Below are 12,466 nucleotides of genomic sequence, written 5' to 3'. Positions count from 1 at the left end.
CTCAGCCCGTCCACACCCCCGTCAGCAGCAGCGACTCGATCGCCGAGGTGTACGGCGTGATGTCCAGGCCCTGCTCCGCGAGCCAGACGTCGGAGTAGTACTTGTCCAGGTAGCGGTCGCCCGGGTCGCACAGCAGGGTGACCACGCTGCCCGTGCGGCCCTCGGTCACCATCTCGGAGACGATCTTCAGGGCGCTCCACAGGCCGGTGCCCGTGGAACCGCCCGCCTTGCGGCCGATGACCCGCTCCAGGGCCCGCACGGCGGCGACGCCGGCGGCGTCCGGGACCTTCATCATCCGGTCGATGGCACCGGGCACGAAGCTCGGCTCCATGCGCGGCCGGCCGATGCCCTCGATGCGCGAGCCGCAGTCGCAGGTGACGTCCGGATCGCCGGTGGTCCACCCGTCGAAGAAACACGAGTTCTCTGGATCGGCGACACAAATGCGGGTGTCATATTGCATGTAGTGGACGTAGCGTGCGAGCGTCGCGGAGGTGCCGCCCGTGCCCGCGGTGGCGACGATCCAGGCCGGCTGCGGGTACCGCTCCAACTCCAGCTGCCGGAAGATGGATTCGGCGATGTTGTTGTTGCCGCGCCAGTCCGTGGCCCGTTCGGCGTAGGTGAACTGGTCCATGTAGTGACCGCCGGTCTCCACGGCGAGGCGGGCGGACTCCTCGTACATCTTCCGCGGGTCGTCCACGAAGTGACACCGTCCGCCGTGGAACTCGATGAGGCGGCACTTCTCGGCGCTCGTCGTGCGCGGCATCACCGCGATGAACGGCACGCCGATCAGCTTGGCGAAGTACGCCTCCGAGACGGCCGTCGAGCCGCTGGACGCCTCGATCACCGGGCGGTCCGGCCGGATCCAGCCATTGCACAGGCCGTAGAGGAACAGGGAGCGGGCCAGCCGGTGCTTGAGGCTGCCGGTCGGGTGGGTCGACTCGTCCTTCAGGTAGAGGTCGATGCCCCACTGCTCAGGCAGCGGGAAACGCAGCAGGTGCGTGTCGGCCGAACGGTTGGCGTCGGCCTGGACCTTGCGGACGGCTTCTTTCAGCCAGCCGCGATAGGCGGTGTCGCTGCGGTCGACGTCAAGGGTGGCGCCGGTTCGGGTCTGTGGGGTGGTGCTCACGGCGGGGCTCCTTACGCTTCGCGCCGACGGCGCCCAGCGCGGCCGACACGAGGATCATAGGCACCTTTCACACTGCTTCCCACCTGCATAAACGCATCTTTGAGCCACCCCAAGACACCCTGGGGCACGCGCGTACGAACCACCGGCGGACCACAGGGGGCGCATTCGCGCGAATGCTCCGGGCGCCGGTCGCACGCGCCCCCTCGCGCACTGGTGCTCGGCGCCGCACACGGGCAGACTGCACCGACGGGACGGGCCCTCTGCTCCGGTACCCGGTTGTCCCGGTGACACGGCCGAGGTCCCGTACGAGGCGCACAGTGGACGACACGGAAGCACACAGCATCAAGGGCCGGAGCGACCCGAAGGGGATCGGGTCCGGCGAGCGACGCGCAAGGGGGCGGCGAAGGATGGCGGAGCCGGAGTTCACGGCCACGGGTGTGCGGATCGGGAAGCGGATGCGATCACTGACCCGCGCCGGACAGGTCCGGATCAGCGACGGCAGGCTGGAGTTGCTCACCAGTTACGGCAGTGAGATCGACAGCGCGCCGGTCCAGGCGGTGCGCGCCTCCAAGCCCTGGTTCGCCCCGGACGACCGGGCCCTGGCCGACCTCGACGGCAAGCGGTACCTGCTCACCCTCGGCGAGCACGACCCCGCTCCGGGCGAGCCGGGGCCGCCCGCGGCACGCCGGTTCATCGAGGCCGTGCGCCGGGCCGCCCGCCACGGCGGCTGAACGGCCGCGTGAGTTGCGTTACCGCACCCCCTGCGTCACGCTGGTGGCACGTCACTCTGGGTTTACCGGCGATAACGCTGCGAACCAGCCCGCCGGCCACGACAGCAGGCGGACGTTTGGACGCAAGCACCCTGCTGGATCTGTTCTCCGTGTTCCTCCGGGTTCGACCGGACCTCACATCGGGGAGTCGCAGCCGTGATCAGTCATCCAAAGCACTGCACGGTGGAGCTCCAAGCCCTGCCGTCGCGGATCGGCCAGGTCCGCAGAATCGTATCTGCGCAGTTGCGCTACTGGCATCTGGACCAGTTGATAGACCGGGCCTCGCTCGGCGTGACGGAGCTGCTGAGCAACGTCCACCGGCACGCCCAGCCCGACAAGTCCTGCACGGTGGAGATGGAACTGGTCCTCGGCCGGCTCATGGTGTCGGTGCGCGACCACGATCCGCGCCTTCCCGTGGCCGGGGACATGCCCGTGGTGGGGGACATGGAGGACCTCGGACCGCTGGCCACGTGCGGGCGCGGGCTGGCCATGGTGGCGGCGGTGAGCGAGAGCTGGGGGGCGCGGCCGGACGGAGACAAGGGCAAGGTCGTGTGGTTCACGCTGCCCGCCCCCTCGATCACCGACCGGCAGCCGGCCCGCCCACCGCGGCGCGCTGCCGCGGAGGCGCCCGTGCGCCGTTTCGATCAGGTCGAAGTGGAGCCCGCGGCCTGCGCGCCCGCCCCGGTCCACGCCCCCGCCCGGCCCGTCGCCACGGGCTGACCGGGCGGCTGCTGTCAGGCCGGTCAGCGCTCGGCACAGCCGCCGGCCGGCGGGGCGGCCCGCGGCGCTCAGGCCGCACCGCCCTTGCCGATACGGCCGAACTGCTCCTCCAGGACGGACAGCCGGCGCCAGTACTCGTCCTCGTCGATCTCACCGGAGGCGAAGCGGCGGCCGAGGACGGCGATCGGCGAGTCGCCCGCCGGGCGTGTGCCGCCCATCGCCCGCCAGTGCCCGGCGCGCTCGCGCCACACGGTGCGGCGCAGGAAGGTCACGGCGCCGATGACGACGACCGCCCAGATCAGCGGGAAGAACAGGATCCACGGGCCGGGCCCGCCGTTCCAGTTCGCCAGGGTCTGCATCTCGGTTCCTCTCCAGGGTCGGGGGCGTGTGGTGCGGTGATGCTTCAAGACTGATCCCGGGGAGGGCCCGAGGCGTCGTACGACCGACGGCAGTGGGCGTACCCCGCGGGGAGTACACGGCGATCGCGCGTCTGCTCGGCGGAAGGACTGGCTACTGTAACTACTAGTATGTACAGTCACGGCATGAGCACCTCTGAGCGGCTGATCGAGTCCACCCGCGAGCTTCTGTGGGAGCGCGGGTACGTGGGGACGAGCCCCAAGGCGATCCTGGAGCGTGCCGGCGCCGGCCAGGGCAGCATGTACCACCACTTCAAGGGCAAGCCGGACCTGGCGCTGGCCGCGATCCGGCGGACGGCCGAGGAACTGCGGGCCACCGCCGAGCGGGTGCTCGACGGCCCCGGCACGCCGTACCAGCGCATCGAGGCGTATCTGCTGCGGGAGCGTGACGTGCTGCGCGGCTGTCCGGTCGGCCGGCTGACCATGGACCCGGACGTGATCGCCAGCGACGAGTTGCGCGCACCTGTCGAGGAGACGCTCGGCCGGATCCGCGAGCGGATCGCCGGGATCGTCGAAGAGGGCAAGCGGCAGGGACAGTTCGCGTCATCGCTGGACGGCGCGGAGATCGCCGCCGCCGTCATCGCGACCGTGCAGGGCGGTTACGTCCTCGCCCGCGCCTCCGGCTCCCCCGCCGCGTTCGACACCGCGGTCCGCGGGCTGCTCACCCTGCTGGCACCGCAGCACGTGGGTCCCGACGACCACCCCGCCTGAGGACGACCACCCCGTCTGAGAAAGGTTCGCATGTACGCGCTGCAGTACGAGCTGACATTCCCCGCCGACTACGACATGCACGTCATCCGCGGCCGGGTGGCCCGCATCGGGCACCTGCTCGACGACTGGGACGGCCTCGGCTTGAAGGCCTACCTGATGCGGGAACGCGGTGTGCACGGCTCGCCGGTCAACCAGTACGCGCCGTTCTACCTCTGGGACACCGTGCGGGGCATGAACCGCTTCCTGTGGGGCGGCGCCTTCCAGGGGCTCGTCGACGACTTCGGGCGGCCGGTGGCACGGCGGTGGTCGGGACTGGCGTACGAGGAGGGCGACGCCGCGGCTTCCCGGGCCGCCGTCGCCGTCCGCCGGCGCGAGCCGGTGCCGGACAGGGCCGAACTGTCCGGGCTGATGGAGGACGCGGTGCGCGAGACCGGACGGCTGGCCGCCGAGGACGGTGCCGTGCTGGCGGCCAGTGCCGTGGACACCCAGCACTGGGAGCTGGTGCACTTCTCCCTCTGGGAGCACGCTGCGCCCAAGGCGCGCGGGGACGTCTTCCAGGTGCTGCACCTGTCGGCACCGGGCAGGGCCCGACTGCCGCGCGGGCGGCAGTGGTGAGCGCCGCCGTCCGCACCGTCCTCGGGGACCTGCCTCCCGGGGAGCTGGGCGTGTGCGACGCGCACGACCACCTCTTCTTCGGCAGTCCCCAACTGGTCGGCCAGGAACTGAACGACGCCGCCGCGGCGCGCGCCGAACTCGAGGCGTTCCGGGCGGCGGGCGGGGCGAGCGTGGTGCAGTGGACGCCGTACGGCCTCGGGCGCCGGGCCGCTGACCTGCCGGCGCTGTCCCGGGCCGCCGGGGTGCATGTGGTCTGCGCGACGGGACTGCACCAAGCGGTGCACTACGCACCGGAGTTGCTCGACGAGCTGCGCGGCCGGCTCGCCGCCGTGTTCGTCGCCGAGCTGACCGAGGGGATCGGCACGTCCGGGGTCCGCGCCGGGCTGATCAAGGTGGCCGGCGGCTTCCACGCCCTCGACGCGCACGCCCGCTGGACGATGGCCGCCGCGGCGGAGGCGCACCACGCCACGGACGCGCCGATCGCCGTGCACCTGGAACTGGGCACCGGTGCGCTCGACGTACTGGACCTGCTGTGCGGCGAGTTGGAGGTGCCGCCGCACCGAGTGATTCTCGGGCACCTCAACCGCTCCCCCGACCCCGTGGTGCAGCGGCAGGCAGCCCGGAGCGGCTGCTGGCTCGCCTTCGACGGCCCGTCCCGCGCCCATCACGCCACCGACTGGCGGATGCCGGACGCCGTACTCGCCCTGGTGGAGGCCGGGTTCGGACACCGGCTGCTGCTCGGCGGGGACACCGTGGTCGCCGGGGCCCGTTCGGTGGACGGCGGGCCCGGGATGCCTTATCTGCTGCGCCGGGTACGGCCGCGACTGGAGGCGGTGCTGGGCGCGGAGCCGGTGCGGCGGATCCTCGCCGACAACCCGGGGCGGGCCTTCGCCGTCGACTGGCGGTGAGCCGCCCGCCCGCCGGGTCAGGCACCGTCCTTTGCGAAGTCGCGGACGACGGGCTCCAGGTAGTCCACGTGCGGGCCGCCCAGAGCCGCCAGTGCGTCCGGTGAGCCGACCAGCGCGATCCGGTCGAACTCGGGCTCGCGGCCCTGGGCCGTCTCCGCGTCGGCCAGTGCCGCGTAGCGTTCGTACAGCGACCACGCGGGACACGGCGGGGCCAGGAACAGGACGCCGACGGATCCGTTGCCGCCGCGGGTGGCGAGCCCCAGGGCCAGCGATTCCGGCCCGGTGTCCGCCCCGGTCTCCTCGGCCAGTTCACGGGCCGCGTGCCGGCGCAGGGCGGCCAGGTCCAGGTCCTCGCCCGGCCCCGGTGGTTCGACGGAGCCACCCGGCAGCTGCCAGCGGCCGGGCGCGGCGGTCCAGGGTGCCGCCCGGCCCACCAGCAGACGCCCGTCGTCGGTCGGCTGCAGGACGGAGACGAACAGGGACGGCAGCCAGGCGGTGGCGCCCGGGACCCGGCGCAGGGCTCTCAGCCGGTAGCTCGCGCGGGTCCAGGACAGGACGAGTCCGTGCCGTTCCTCCCAGGTCAGCCCCGTGAGGGCGGCCACGGGGCCGTCGAACAGGGCCGGGTTGGCCCGTACCGCCTCGTCCCACACGCGGTCCATCGCCGAACGTTCCTCGGGAGGCAGCTCGGGCGGGGGTGTCTCGATCAGCCGGACGCGGCGTGCCCGCAGGAGTTCGACGGCGCGCGCACCGGTCACCGCAGTGCCCCGAGGGGGTCGTCCAGCACCGGCTGCCACGCCAACTCGGCGGCTCCGACCAGGCTGTTGTGGTCGAGGGTGCAGGGCAGGACGGGGACGCCGCCGCTCTGGCCCCACAGACTGCGGTCGGCGACGACCGCGCGGAGCCGGTCGGGGTCCGCGTCGAGCAGGGTGCGGTGCAGGCCGCCGAGGATGATGCGGTCGGGGTTGAGGATGTTCACCAGGCCCGCCAGGCCGAGGCCGAGCCGGTCGATCAGCGCCTCGGCGGCGGTGCGCACCTCCGGGTCGGCGTAGTGGTGGCGGATCAGGTCGATGGCCTGCTGGAGCAGGGAGACCTCGGGTCCGGGATCGCGTCCCGCCTCGCTGAGCAGCGCCAGCGGGTCCGCCTCGACGTCGAGGCAGCCGCGGCTGCCGCAGTGGCAGGGGCGGCCCTCGGGGTTGACGGTGAGGTGCCCCACTTCGAGGGCGAGGCCGGAACTCCCGGTGTGCAGACGGCCGTCCAGCACCAGTGCGCCGCCCACGCCCCGGTGCCCGGTGGCCACGCACAGCAGGTCCCGGGCGCCCCGGCCCGCGCCGTGCCGGTGCTCGGCGAGCGCGGCGAGGTTGACGTCGTTGCCCGCGAAGGCGGGGCCGGTGATCCCGGCCGCGCGGACGCGCTCGGCGAAGATCCGGCGCACCGGCGCCCCCGCCGGCCAGGCCAGGTGCAGGGGGTTGAGGGCCAGTCCGTCCGGTTCGGCCACCGCCGAGGGCACGGCGAGGCCGGCACCGACGCAGCGGCGCCCGGTGCCGCGCAGCAGCTCGGCGCCCGCCTCGACCACGGAGCCGAGGACCTTCGCCGGGTCGGCGTCGACGGTCTCGCAGCCCGGCGAGGTCGCCACGATCCGGCCGCCGAGCCCGACCAGTGCCGCGCGGAAGCCGTCGGCGTGCACCTGTGCGGCCAGCACGACGGGCCCCTCCTCGGCGACCTCCAGCCGGTGCGAGGGGCGTCCCTGGGAACCGGCCGCCGCGCCGGGCCGGGCGTCGACCCTGATCAGGCCGAGCGCCTCCAGTTCGGCGGCGACCGCGCCGGCCGTCGCCCGGGTGACACCCAACTCGGCGGTGAGCACGGCCCGGGTCGGCGCCCGTCCGGTGTGCACGAGCTCCAACGCGGGCCCGAGCGCAGCGCGCCCCCGGTCCAGCCGCGTCCTCGAGGTGGTCCCATCCCCCGCCGCCCGGGGGTCCGCCTTCCCGCTCATGAGGGCGAGTCTCCCATGATCCGCATGCCGGCCGGTCCGTGTCGCGGGCAAACGACAGGGACTAGAAACCACTGGCCCTGAGAGTGATGTTCAGCCGCCCGGACAACCCCAGCTCGGGCGGCGCCGTGCCGGCGTGTACCCGGGGGACGCCGTGGTGGGCGAGCCGGGACGGCCCGCCGAAGACGAACAGGTCGCCGCTGCGCAGTTCGACGTCCGTGTACGGCCTGGCCCGGGTCTCGGTGTTGCCGAAGCGGAACACGCAGGTGTCGCCCAGGCTGAGGGAGACCACCGGCGCGTCGGACTTCTCGTCGCTGTCGCGGTGCATGCCCATGCGGGCGTCGCCGTCATAGAAGTTGATCAGCGCGATGTCGTACTCCCCCGTGGCCGCCTCCGCGTCGAGCGCGTCGGACACCGCGCGGCGGCCCAGCTCGCCCAGCCAGGGCGGGAAGGGCTTCACGGGGGCACCGTCGCCGTCGACGACCGTGCGGGCGTAGCCGTACGGGTACCAGTGCCATCCCAGACACACCTGCCGGGCGGTCATCGTGCCGCCGCCGGGCGTACGGACGGTGCGCAGGCCGGCCGGGGGGCGTGCCCACCCACGGCAGGCGGCCAGCAGCTCGCGCTGCGCGTCGGTGTGCAGCCAGTCCGGGACGTGCACGGCGCCCGACGCGACCCGGGTGCGCCCCCTGGGGAACAGCTCCGCCTCCATACCCCCATCCTGCCCGACGTGCCGCGGGCCGCCGCTCGGCCGTGCCTGACGGGCCGGATAGCCTGGACGCACGATGAACGACCGTATGACGACTCCATGGGGCGAGCTCGAGCTGTCCCGCTTCCCCGAGGATCCACACGAGAAGCTGCGTGCCTGGGACGCCTCCGACGCGTATCTGCTCCGGCACCTGGCCGAGGCGGAAATCCCCCTGTCCGGCACGGTCGTGGTCGTCGGGGATCGCTGGGGCGCCCTGGTCACGGCGCTGGCGGCGCACCGGCCGACACAGATCACCGACTCCTACCTCAGCCAGGAGGCGACCCGGGCGAACCTCGCGCGCGCCGGTGTGGAGCCCGGTGCCGTACGCCTGCTGACCACCCAGGACCCGCCACCGGGACGCGTCGACGTGCTGCTGGTCCGGGTGCCGAAGAGCCTGGCGCTCCTCGAGGACCAGTTGCTGCGGCTGGTGCCCGTCGTGCACCAGGGCACGGTCGTCGTCGGCACCGGCATGGTGAAGGAGATCCACACCTCGACACTGCGGTTGTTCGAGCGGATCCTCGGCCCGACCCGGACCTCACTGGCCCGGCAGAAGGCGCGGCTGATCCTCTGCTCCCCGGATCCCGCGGCGGAACGTCCCGCCAACCCGTGGCCGTACAGCTACGCCCTGCCCGACGGCATCGGCGCGGCCTCGGGGCGCACCGTCGTCAACCACGCGGGCGTGTTCTGCGCGGACCGGCTGGACGTCGGCACCCGGTTCTTCCTGCAGCACCTGCCGGGCGCGAACGGGGAGGGGCCGCGCCGGGTGGTGGACCTGGGGTGCGGCAACGGCGTCGTCGGTACGGCGGTCGCGCTGGCGGACCCGACCGCCGAGGTGCTGTTCGTGGACGAGTCGTTCCAGGCGGTGGCCTCGGCCGAGGCCACCTACAAGGCCAACGGGGTTCCGGGGCACGCCGAGTTCCGCGTCGGCGACGGGCTCGCCGGGGTGGCGCCCGGCAGCGTGGACCTCGTCCTCAACAACCCGCCGTTCCACTCACACCAGGCGACGACCGACGCGACGGCCTGGCGCATGTTCACCGGCGCCCGGCGCGCGCTGCGCCCCGGCGGCGAGCTGTGGGTGATCGGCAACCGGCATCTGGGCTACCACGTGAAGCTGCGACGCCTGTTCGGCAACAGTGAAACGGTCGCCGGCAACCCCAAGTTCGTGGTGCTCAGGGCCGTGAAACGGGGCTGATGCCGGAGGCTCTCGTGGGCGGGGAGAGGACACCGATGATGCGGGTGACCTCTCGGGCCATCGCCTCGCGGGCCGCGCCGAGGTACTCGCGTGCGTCGACGGCCTCCGGACGGGCGGCGAGGAACTCCCTGATCGCCCCGGTCATCGCGACGCTCAGGGCGGTCCCGACGTTGACCTTGGCGATGCCGCCCGCGACCGCCGCGCCCAGGCCCTCGTCCGGTACTCCGGAGGAGCCGTGCAGCACGAGCGGGACCGGCACGGCGCCGGCCAGCCGCTGGAGGAGAGCGTGGTCGAGGGCCGCGGTGCGGGTGGTCATGGCGTGCACGCTGCCGATGGCGACGGCCAGCGCGTCCACGCCGGAATCGGCGACGAAGGCCCGGGCCTCCTCGGGATCGGTACGGGCGCCGGGCGCGTGGGCGTCCAGCGGCGGACGGGCGGCCTTCTCCCGCCCACCCCGCGCATCCCTCTCCCGCCCGCCCCGCGCATCCCTCTCCCGCCCGCCCCGCCCAGCTTTGCCACCGATCTGACCCAACTCCGCCTCGATCCAAAGGCCTTGGGCGTGCGCCCAGGCGACGGCGGCGCGGGTGGCGGCCAGGTTCTCGGCGTACGGCAGGCGCGCGGCGTCGTACATCACGGAGCTGAAACCGGCGCCCGGTGCCTGCCGCAGCAGGTCGTCGCTCTGTACGTGGTCGAGGTGCAGGGCGACCGGGACCCGGGCCCGCTCGGCGGCGACGACGGCGGCCCGGGCCAGCGGGTGCAGCCGTCCGTGGCGGAACCGGACCGCGTTCTCGCTGACCTGGAGGACCACGGGAGCGTCCGCCGCCTCGGCGCCGGCGATGACGGCCTCGACGTGTTCCAGGGTGATGATGTTGAACGCGGCGACGGCGGAGTGCGCGGCGGCGGCTCGGGTCACCAGCTCGCCGGTGGCTGCGAGAGGCACGGCCTGTCCCTTCCTTTCCGGGGTCCTGTCAGGGTGCGAGGATCACCGAGCGGGTGAGGTGGCGCGGCCGGTCGGGATCGAGGCCGCGCGCCGCGGCGACGGCGACGGCCAGGCGCTGGGCCCGGACCAGTTCGGCGAGCGGGTCGAGACGTCCCTCGATCCACAGCCCGCCGGTGGCGCTGACCTGTCGGTCCAGCCCGTCGGGCGCCGTCCCGAGCATCCAGGTGACCGTGCCCCGGCCGGTGATGCTGATGGGACCGTGCCGGTACTCCATCGCCGGATAGGCCTCGGCCCAGGACAGTGACGCCTCGCGCATCTTCAGTCCGGCCTCGTTCGCCAGTCCGACCGTCCAGCCGCGGCCCAGGAAGGTGAACTGCCTGCACGCGACGAGCTCCGGGGACAAGGGAGTCGACAGGGCGGTACGGGCGTCGGTGACGGCCGTGTCGGTGTGCAGGCCGAGGTGGGCGCGGAGCAGGGTGAGCGCGCTGGTCGCGAACCGGGTCTGGACGACGGACCGTTCGTCCGCGAAGTCCAGTACGGCGACGTCGTCGGCGGCCGACATCACGGGAGTGTCCGGATCGGCGGTGATCGCGGTCGTGCGGACACTCCCCCGCAGCCGCTCGAGCAGTTGGAGCACTTCGGTGGTGGTACCGGACCGGGTGAGGGCGATGACACGGTCGTAGCGGCGTCCGTGCGGGAATTCGGACACGGCGAAGGCGTCCGTCTCGCCCGCGTCCACCCCCTCGCGCAGGGCGGCCGCGGCCTGCGCCATGAAGTACGAGGTGCCGCAGCCGACGATCGCGACCCGCTCCCCCGGCGCCGGAAGCACCGCGCCGTACCGTCCCGCTTCCTCGGCTGCCCGTGTCCAGCACTCGGGCTGGCTGCTCAGCTCGTCCTCGACATGGGTCATGCGCGCCCCTCCCGAAGATTTTTGCTTTTTCCTGCAAGATAGAAGCATCTTTCGAGCAGAATCAAGCATGGTGACCGAATCGGACCGCCTCAGGGTCGCGGAGTCACCGAGGAACGGAGACCGCCGATGTCGCGCGACGCCCGCTGGCGGACACTGCTGGAACTGCTCGTCGAACGCGGTCGCCTGGAGGTCGAGGAGGCGGCGGTCGAGCTGGCCGTGTCGCCCGCCACGATCCGCCGGGACCTCGACCGGCTCGCGGAGCAGCAGATGCTGGTGCGCACACGGGGCGGTGCGGTGGTGCACGGGGTGTCGTACGAACTGCCGTTGCGCTACAAGACGGCCCGCCGCGCATCCGAGAAGCAGCGCATCGCCAAAGCGGTGGCGGACCTCGTCGCGCCGGGTGAGGCGGTGGGACTGACCGGTGGTACGACCACCACGGAGGTGGCCCGCGCCCTCGCCGTGCGCGGCGACCTGACCTCCGCCTCCCCGGCGCTGACCGTCGTGACCAACGCGCTCAACATCGCGGGCGAGCTCGCCGTACGGCCCCAGTTCAAGATCGTGGTGACCGGCGGGGTGGCCCGCCCGCAGTCGTACGAACTCGTCGGCCCGCTCGCCGACGGCGTGCTGGGCCAGATCACCCTGGACCTGGCGGTCCTGGGGGTGGTGGCCTTCGACGTCACGCACGGTGCGGCGGCGCACGACGAGGCGGAGGCCGCGATCAACCGGCTGCTGTGCGAACGCGCGCAGCGGGTGGTCGTCGCCGCCGACTCCAGCAAGCTGGGCCGGCGGGCGTTCGCCCGTATCTGCGCGGCGGAGGCGGTGGACACGCTGGTCACGGACACGGCGGTGGAGCCGGGCACGGTGCGCCGGTTCGAGGAGGCGGGGGTACGGGTCGTCGCCGTGTGACCCGGGATCCCGCGGGCGGCCCCGCCCGGGCCGTCAGATCCCGCTGTGGTCCGCGCTGACGAACCCGGCGCCCCGCTGGTCGTTGCAGCCGACCGCCGGCCGGTAAGTGCCCGGGTCCGGCCAGGTCTGCTGGGCCTGCAGGGCGACGCTCACCAGCGTCAGCAAAAGGTCGACGTCGCTCGCGGCGTCGAGGCGGATGGTCACCCACTGCGAACCCGGGACGATACGGATCGCCCCCGAGCCCTTGAGGTTCTTGGAGAAGTGCCGGATGGCGCGGGCCGTCAGGCGCAGGTCGACATCCCTGTCGGAGTGGAAGTGGGCGATCTCGCCCCCGGCCGAACTCACCGCCTGTCCCAGGCCGCAGCTCGGCGCCGCCTGTCTCAGGTCCGGCCAGGTCGCCAGTTGCGCGAGTGCGCGCGAGGCCAACGTCATGGGCCCATCATGACGCGCTTACTCTCCCGCAACCAGCTCGTGAGCAAGCATTAACCGGACTGTATCGGCCACTTGTCCGAGCTCA

15 protein-coding genes are annotated in these 12,466 nt (G+C 73.0%); 7 read left to right on the top strand and 8 right to left on the bottom strand.

Annotated features, from left to right (window positions below; all coding sequences use genetic code 11):
• Nucleotide 1: 1 nt before the first annotated feature.
• Nucleotides 2-1,126 carry a PLP-dependent cysteine synthase family protein gene (locus ACFYZQ_RS13685; RefSeq protein WP_389145953.1) on the bottom strand — a complete coding sequence of 375 codons (1,125 nt, stop codon included), beginning with the start codon at nucleotides 1,124-1,126 and terminating at the stop codon, nucleotides 2-4.
• 407 nt (nucleotides 1,127-1,533) lie between these two features.
• On the opposite strand from ACFYZQ_RS13685, the gene ACFYZQ_RS13680 reads away from it, so the two are divergent.
• Nucleotides 1,534-1,857, top strand: coding sequence for a hypothetical protein (locus ACFYZQ_RS13680; protein ID WP_389145950.1), 324 nt, complete (start codon nucleotides 1,534-1,536; stop codon nucleotides 1,855-1,857).
• Between the two features lie 195 nt (nucleotides 1,858-2,052).
• Nucleotides 2,053-2,616: an ATP-binding protein gene (locus tag ACFYZQ_RS13675; protein WP_389145947.1), complete on the top strand. Its 564-nt coding sequence runs from the start codon at nucleotides 2,053-2,055 to the stop codon at nucleotides 2,614-2,616.
• Between the two features lie 68 nt (nucleotides 2,617-2,684).
• Here ACFYZQ_RS13675 and ACFYZQ_RS13670 read toward each other — a convergent pair whose 3' ends face one another.
• A complete protein-coding gene (locus tag ACFYZQ_RS13670; RefSeq protein WP_389145945.1) occupies nucleotides 2,685-2,975 on the bottom strand; it encodes an SHOCT domain-containing protein in 291 nt (96 codons plus the stop codon).
• Between the two features lie 168 nt (nucleotides 2,976-3,143).
• On the opposite strand from ACFYZQ_RS13670, the gene ACFYZQ_RS13665 reads away from it, so the two are divergent.
• The 3 genes from ACFYZQ_RS13665 to ACFYZQ_RS13655 are packed head-to-tail and all read left to right on the top strand — an operon-like array spanning nucleotide 3,144 to nucleotide 5,266.
• On the top strand, nucleotides 3,144-3,743 hold the full coding sequence (locus ACFYZQ_RS13665; protein ID WP_389145943.1) for a TetR/AcrR family transcriptional regulator: 600 nt from the start codon (nucleotides 3,144-3,146) through the stop codon (nucleotides 3,741-3,743).
• Between the two features lie 30 nt (nucleotides 3,744-3,773).
• Nucleotides 3,774-4,358 carry a DUF4865 family protein gene (locus ACFYZQ_RS13660; protein ID WP_389145941.1) on the top strand — a complete coding sequence of 195 codons (585 nt, stop codon included), beginning with the start codon at nucleotides 3,774-3,776 and terminating at the stop codon, nucleotides 4,356-4,358.
• A complete protein-coding gene (locus tag ACFYZQ_RS13655) occupies nucleotides 4,355-5,266 on the top strand; it encodes a phosphotriesterase (protein ID WP_389145938.1) in 912 nt (303 codons plus the stop codon). Before ACFYZQ_RS13660 ends, ACFYZQ_RS13655 begins: the two co-directional genes overlap by 4 nt.
• A gap of 17 nt (nucleotides 5,267-5,283) precedes the next feature.
• On the opposite strand, the gene ACFYZQ_RS13650 is transcribed toward ACFYZQ_RS13655, so the two are convergent.
• The 3 genes from ACFYZQ_RS13650 to ACFYZQ_RS13640 all read right to left on the bottom strand — a co-directional run bounded on the left by ACFYZQ_RS13650 (nucleotide 5,284) and on the right by ACFYZQ_RS13640 (nucleotide 7,965).
• Complete coding sequence (locus ACFYZQ_RS13650) at nucleotides 5,284-6,021, bottom strand: NUDIX hydrolase (RefSeq protein ID WP_389145935.1); 738 nt, start codon at nucleotides 6,019-6,021, stop codon at nucleotides 5,284-5,286.
• Nucleotides 6,018-7,256, bottom strand: a complete 1,239-nt coding sequence (locus ACFYZQ_RS13645) for an ROK family protein (protein ID WP_389145932.1) — start codon at nucleotides 7,254-7,256, stop codon at nucleotides 6,018-6,020. Before ACFYZQ_RS13645 ends, ACFYZQ_RS13650 begins: the two co-directional genes overlap by 4 nt.
• A gap of 61 nt (nucleotides 7,257-7,317) precedes the next feature.
• On the bottom strand, nucleotides 7,318-7,965 hold the full coding sequence (locus ACFYZQ_RS13640) for an alpha-ketoglutarate-dependent dioxygenase AlkB family protein (protein ID WP_389145929.1): 648 nt from the start codon (nucleotides 7,963-7,965) through the stop codon (nucleotides 7,318-7,320).
• An 85-nt stretch (nucleotides 7,966-8,050) separates the two neighbouring features.
• Here ACFYZQ_RS13640 and ACFYZQ_RS13635 point away from each other — a divergent pair, with 85 nt between their 5' ends.
• Nucleotides 8,051-9,193, top strand: a complete 1,143-nt coding sequence (locus ACFYZQ_RS13635) for a methyltransferase (protein ID WP_389145926.1) — start codon at nucleotides 8,051-8,053, stop codon at nucleotides 9,191-9,193.
• Here the strand turns inward: ACFYZQ_RS13635 and ACFYZQ_RS13630 are convergent.
• Complete coding sequence (locus ACFYZQ_RS13630; RefSeq protein WP_389145923.1) at nucleotides 9,171-10,133, bottom strand: ketose-bisphosphate aldolase; 963 nt, start codon at nucleotides 10,131-10,133, stop codon at nucleotides 9,171-9,173. The two genes, ACFYZQ_RS13635 and ACFYZQ_RS13630, sit on opposite strands and share 23 nt — an antisense overlap.
• Before the next feature lie 28 nt (nucleotides 10,134-10,161).
• Nucleotides 10,162-11,043: an SIS domain-containing protein gene (locus ACFYZQ_RS13625; protein WP_389145920.1), complete on the bottom strand. Its 882-nt coding sequence runs from the start codon at nucleotides 11,041-11,043 to the stop codon at nucleotides 10,162-10,164.
• Nucleotides 11,044-11,169: 126 nt separating this feature from the next.
• On the opposite strand from ACFYZQ_RS13625, the gene ACFYZQ_RS13620 reads away from it, so the two are divergent.
• On the top strand, nucleotides 11,170-11,949 hold the full coding sequence (locus ACFYZQ_RS13620) for a DeoR/GlpR family DNA-binding transcription regulator (RefSeq protein WP_389145917.1): 780 nt from the start codon (nucleotides 11,170-11,172) through the stop codon (nucleotides 11,947-11,949).
• A gap of 33 nt (nucleotides 11,950-11,982) precedes the next feature.
• Here the strand turns inward: ACFYZQ_RS13620 and ACFYZQ_RS13615 are convergent, their stop codons facing one another.
• Entirely contained in the window at nucleotides 11,983-12,381 is a 399-nt protein-coding gene (locus ACFYZQ_RS13615) for a luciferase family protein (protein WP_389145914.1), read from the bottom strand.
• Nucleotides 12,382-12,466 lie beyond the last annotated feature (85 nt).

Source organism: Streptomyces sp. NPDC001843, assembly GCF_042891955.1.
GTDB lineage: Bacteria > Actinomycetota > Actinomycetes > Streptomycetales > Streptomycetaceae > Streptomyces.
The sequence above is the reverse complement of the archived record's forward strand: the minus strand, read 5'-3'. Positions and strand labels throughout refer to the sequence as shown.

Bases quoted from the DNA above. Each gene is read 5' to 3' on its own strand.
- ACFYZQ_RS13680 (WP_389145950.1), top strand. From the start codon at position 1,534: ATGGCGGAGCCGGAGTTCACGGCCACGGGTGTGCGGATCGGGAAGCGG.
- ACFYZQ_RS13670 (WP_389145945.1), bottom strand. From the start codon at position 2,975: ATGCAGACCCTGGCGAACTGGAACGGCGGGCCCGGCCCGTGGATCCTG.
- ACFYZQ_RS13665 (WP_389145943.1), top strand. From the start codon at position 3,144: ATGTACAGTCACGGCATGAGCACCTCTGAGCGGCTGATCGAGTCCACC.
- ACFYZQ_RS13660 (WP_389145941.1), top strand. From the start codon at position 3,774: ATGTACGCGCTGCAGTACGAGCTGACATTCCCCGCCGACTACGACATG.
- ACFYZQ_RS13645 (WP_389145932.1), bottom strand. From the start codon at position 7,256: ATGAGCGGGAAGGCGGACCCCCGGGCGGCGGGGGATGGGACCACCTCG.
- ACFYZQ_RS13640 (WP_389145929.1), bottom strand. From the start codon at position 7,965: ATGGAGGCGGAGCTGTTCCCCAGGGGGCGCACCCGGGTCGCGTCGGGC.
- ACFYZQ_RS13635 (WP_389145926.1), top strand. From the start codon at position 8,051: ATGACGACTCCATGGGGCGAGCTCGAGCTGTCCCGCTTCCCCGAGGAT.
- ACFYZQ_RS13625 (WP_389145920.1), bottom strand. From the start codon at position 11,043: ATGACCCATGTCGAGGACGAGCTGAGCAGCCAGCCCGAGTGCTGGACA.
- ACFYZQ_RS13620 (WP_389145917.1), top strand. From the start codon at position 11,170: ATGTCGCGCGACGCCCGCTGGCGGACACTGCTGGAACTGCTCGTCGAA.
- ACFYZQ_RS13615 (WP_389145914.1), bottom strand. From the start codon at position 12,381: ATGACGTTGGCCTCGCGCGCACTCGCGCAACTGGCGACCTGGCCGGAC.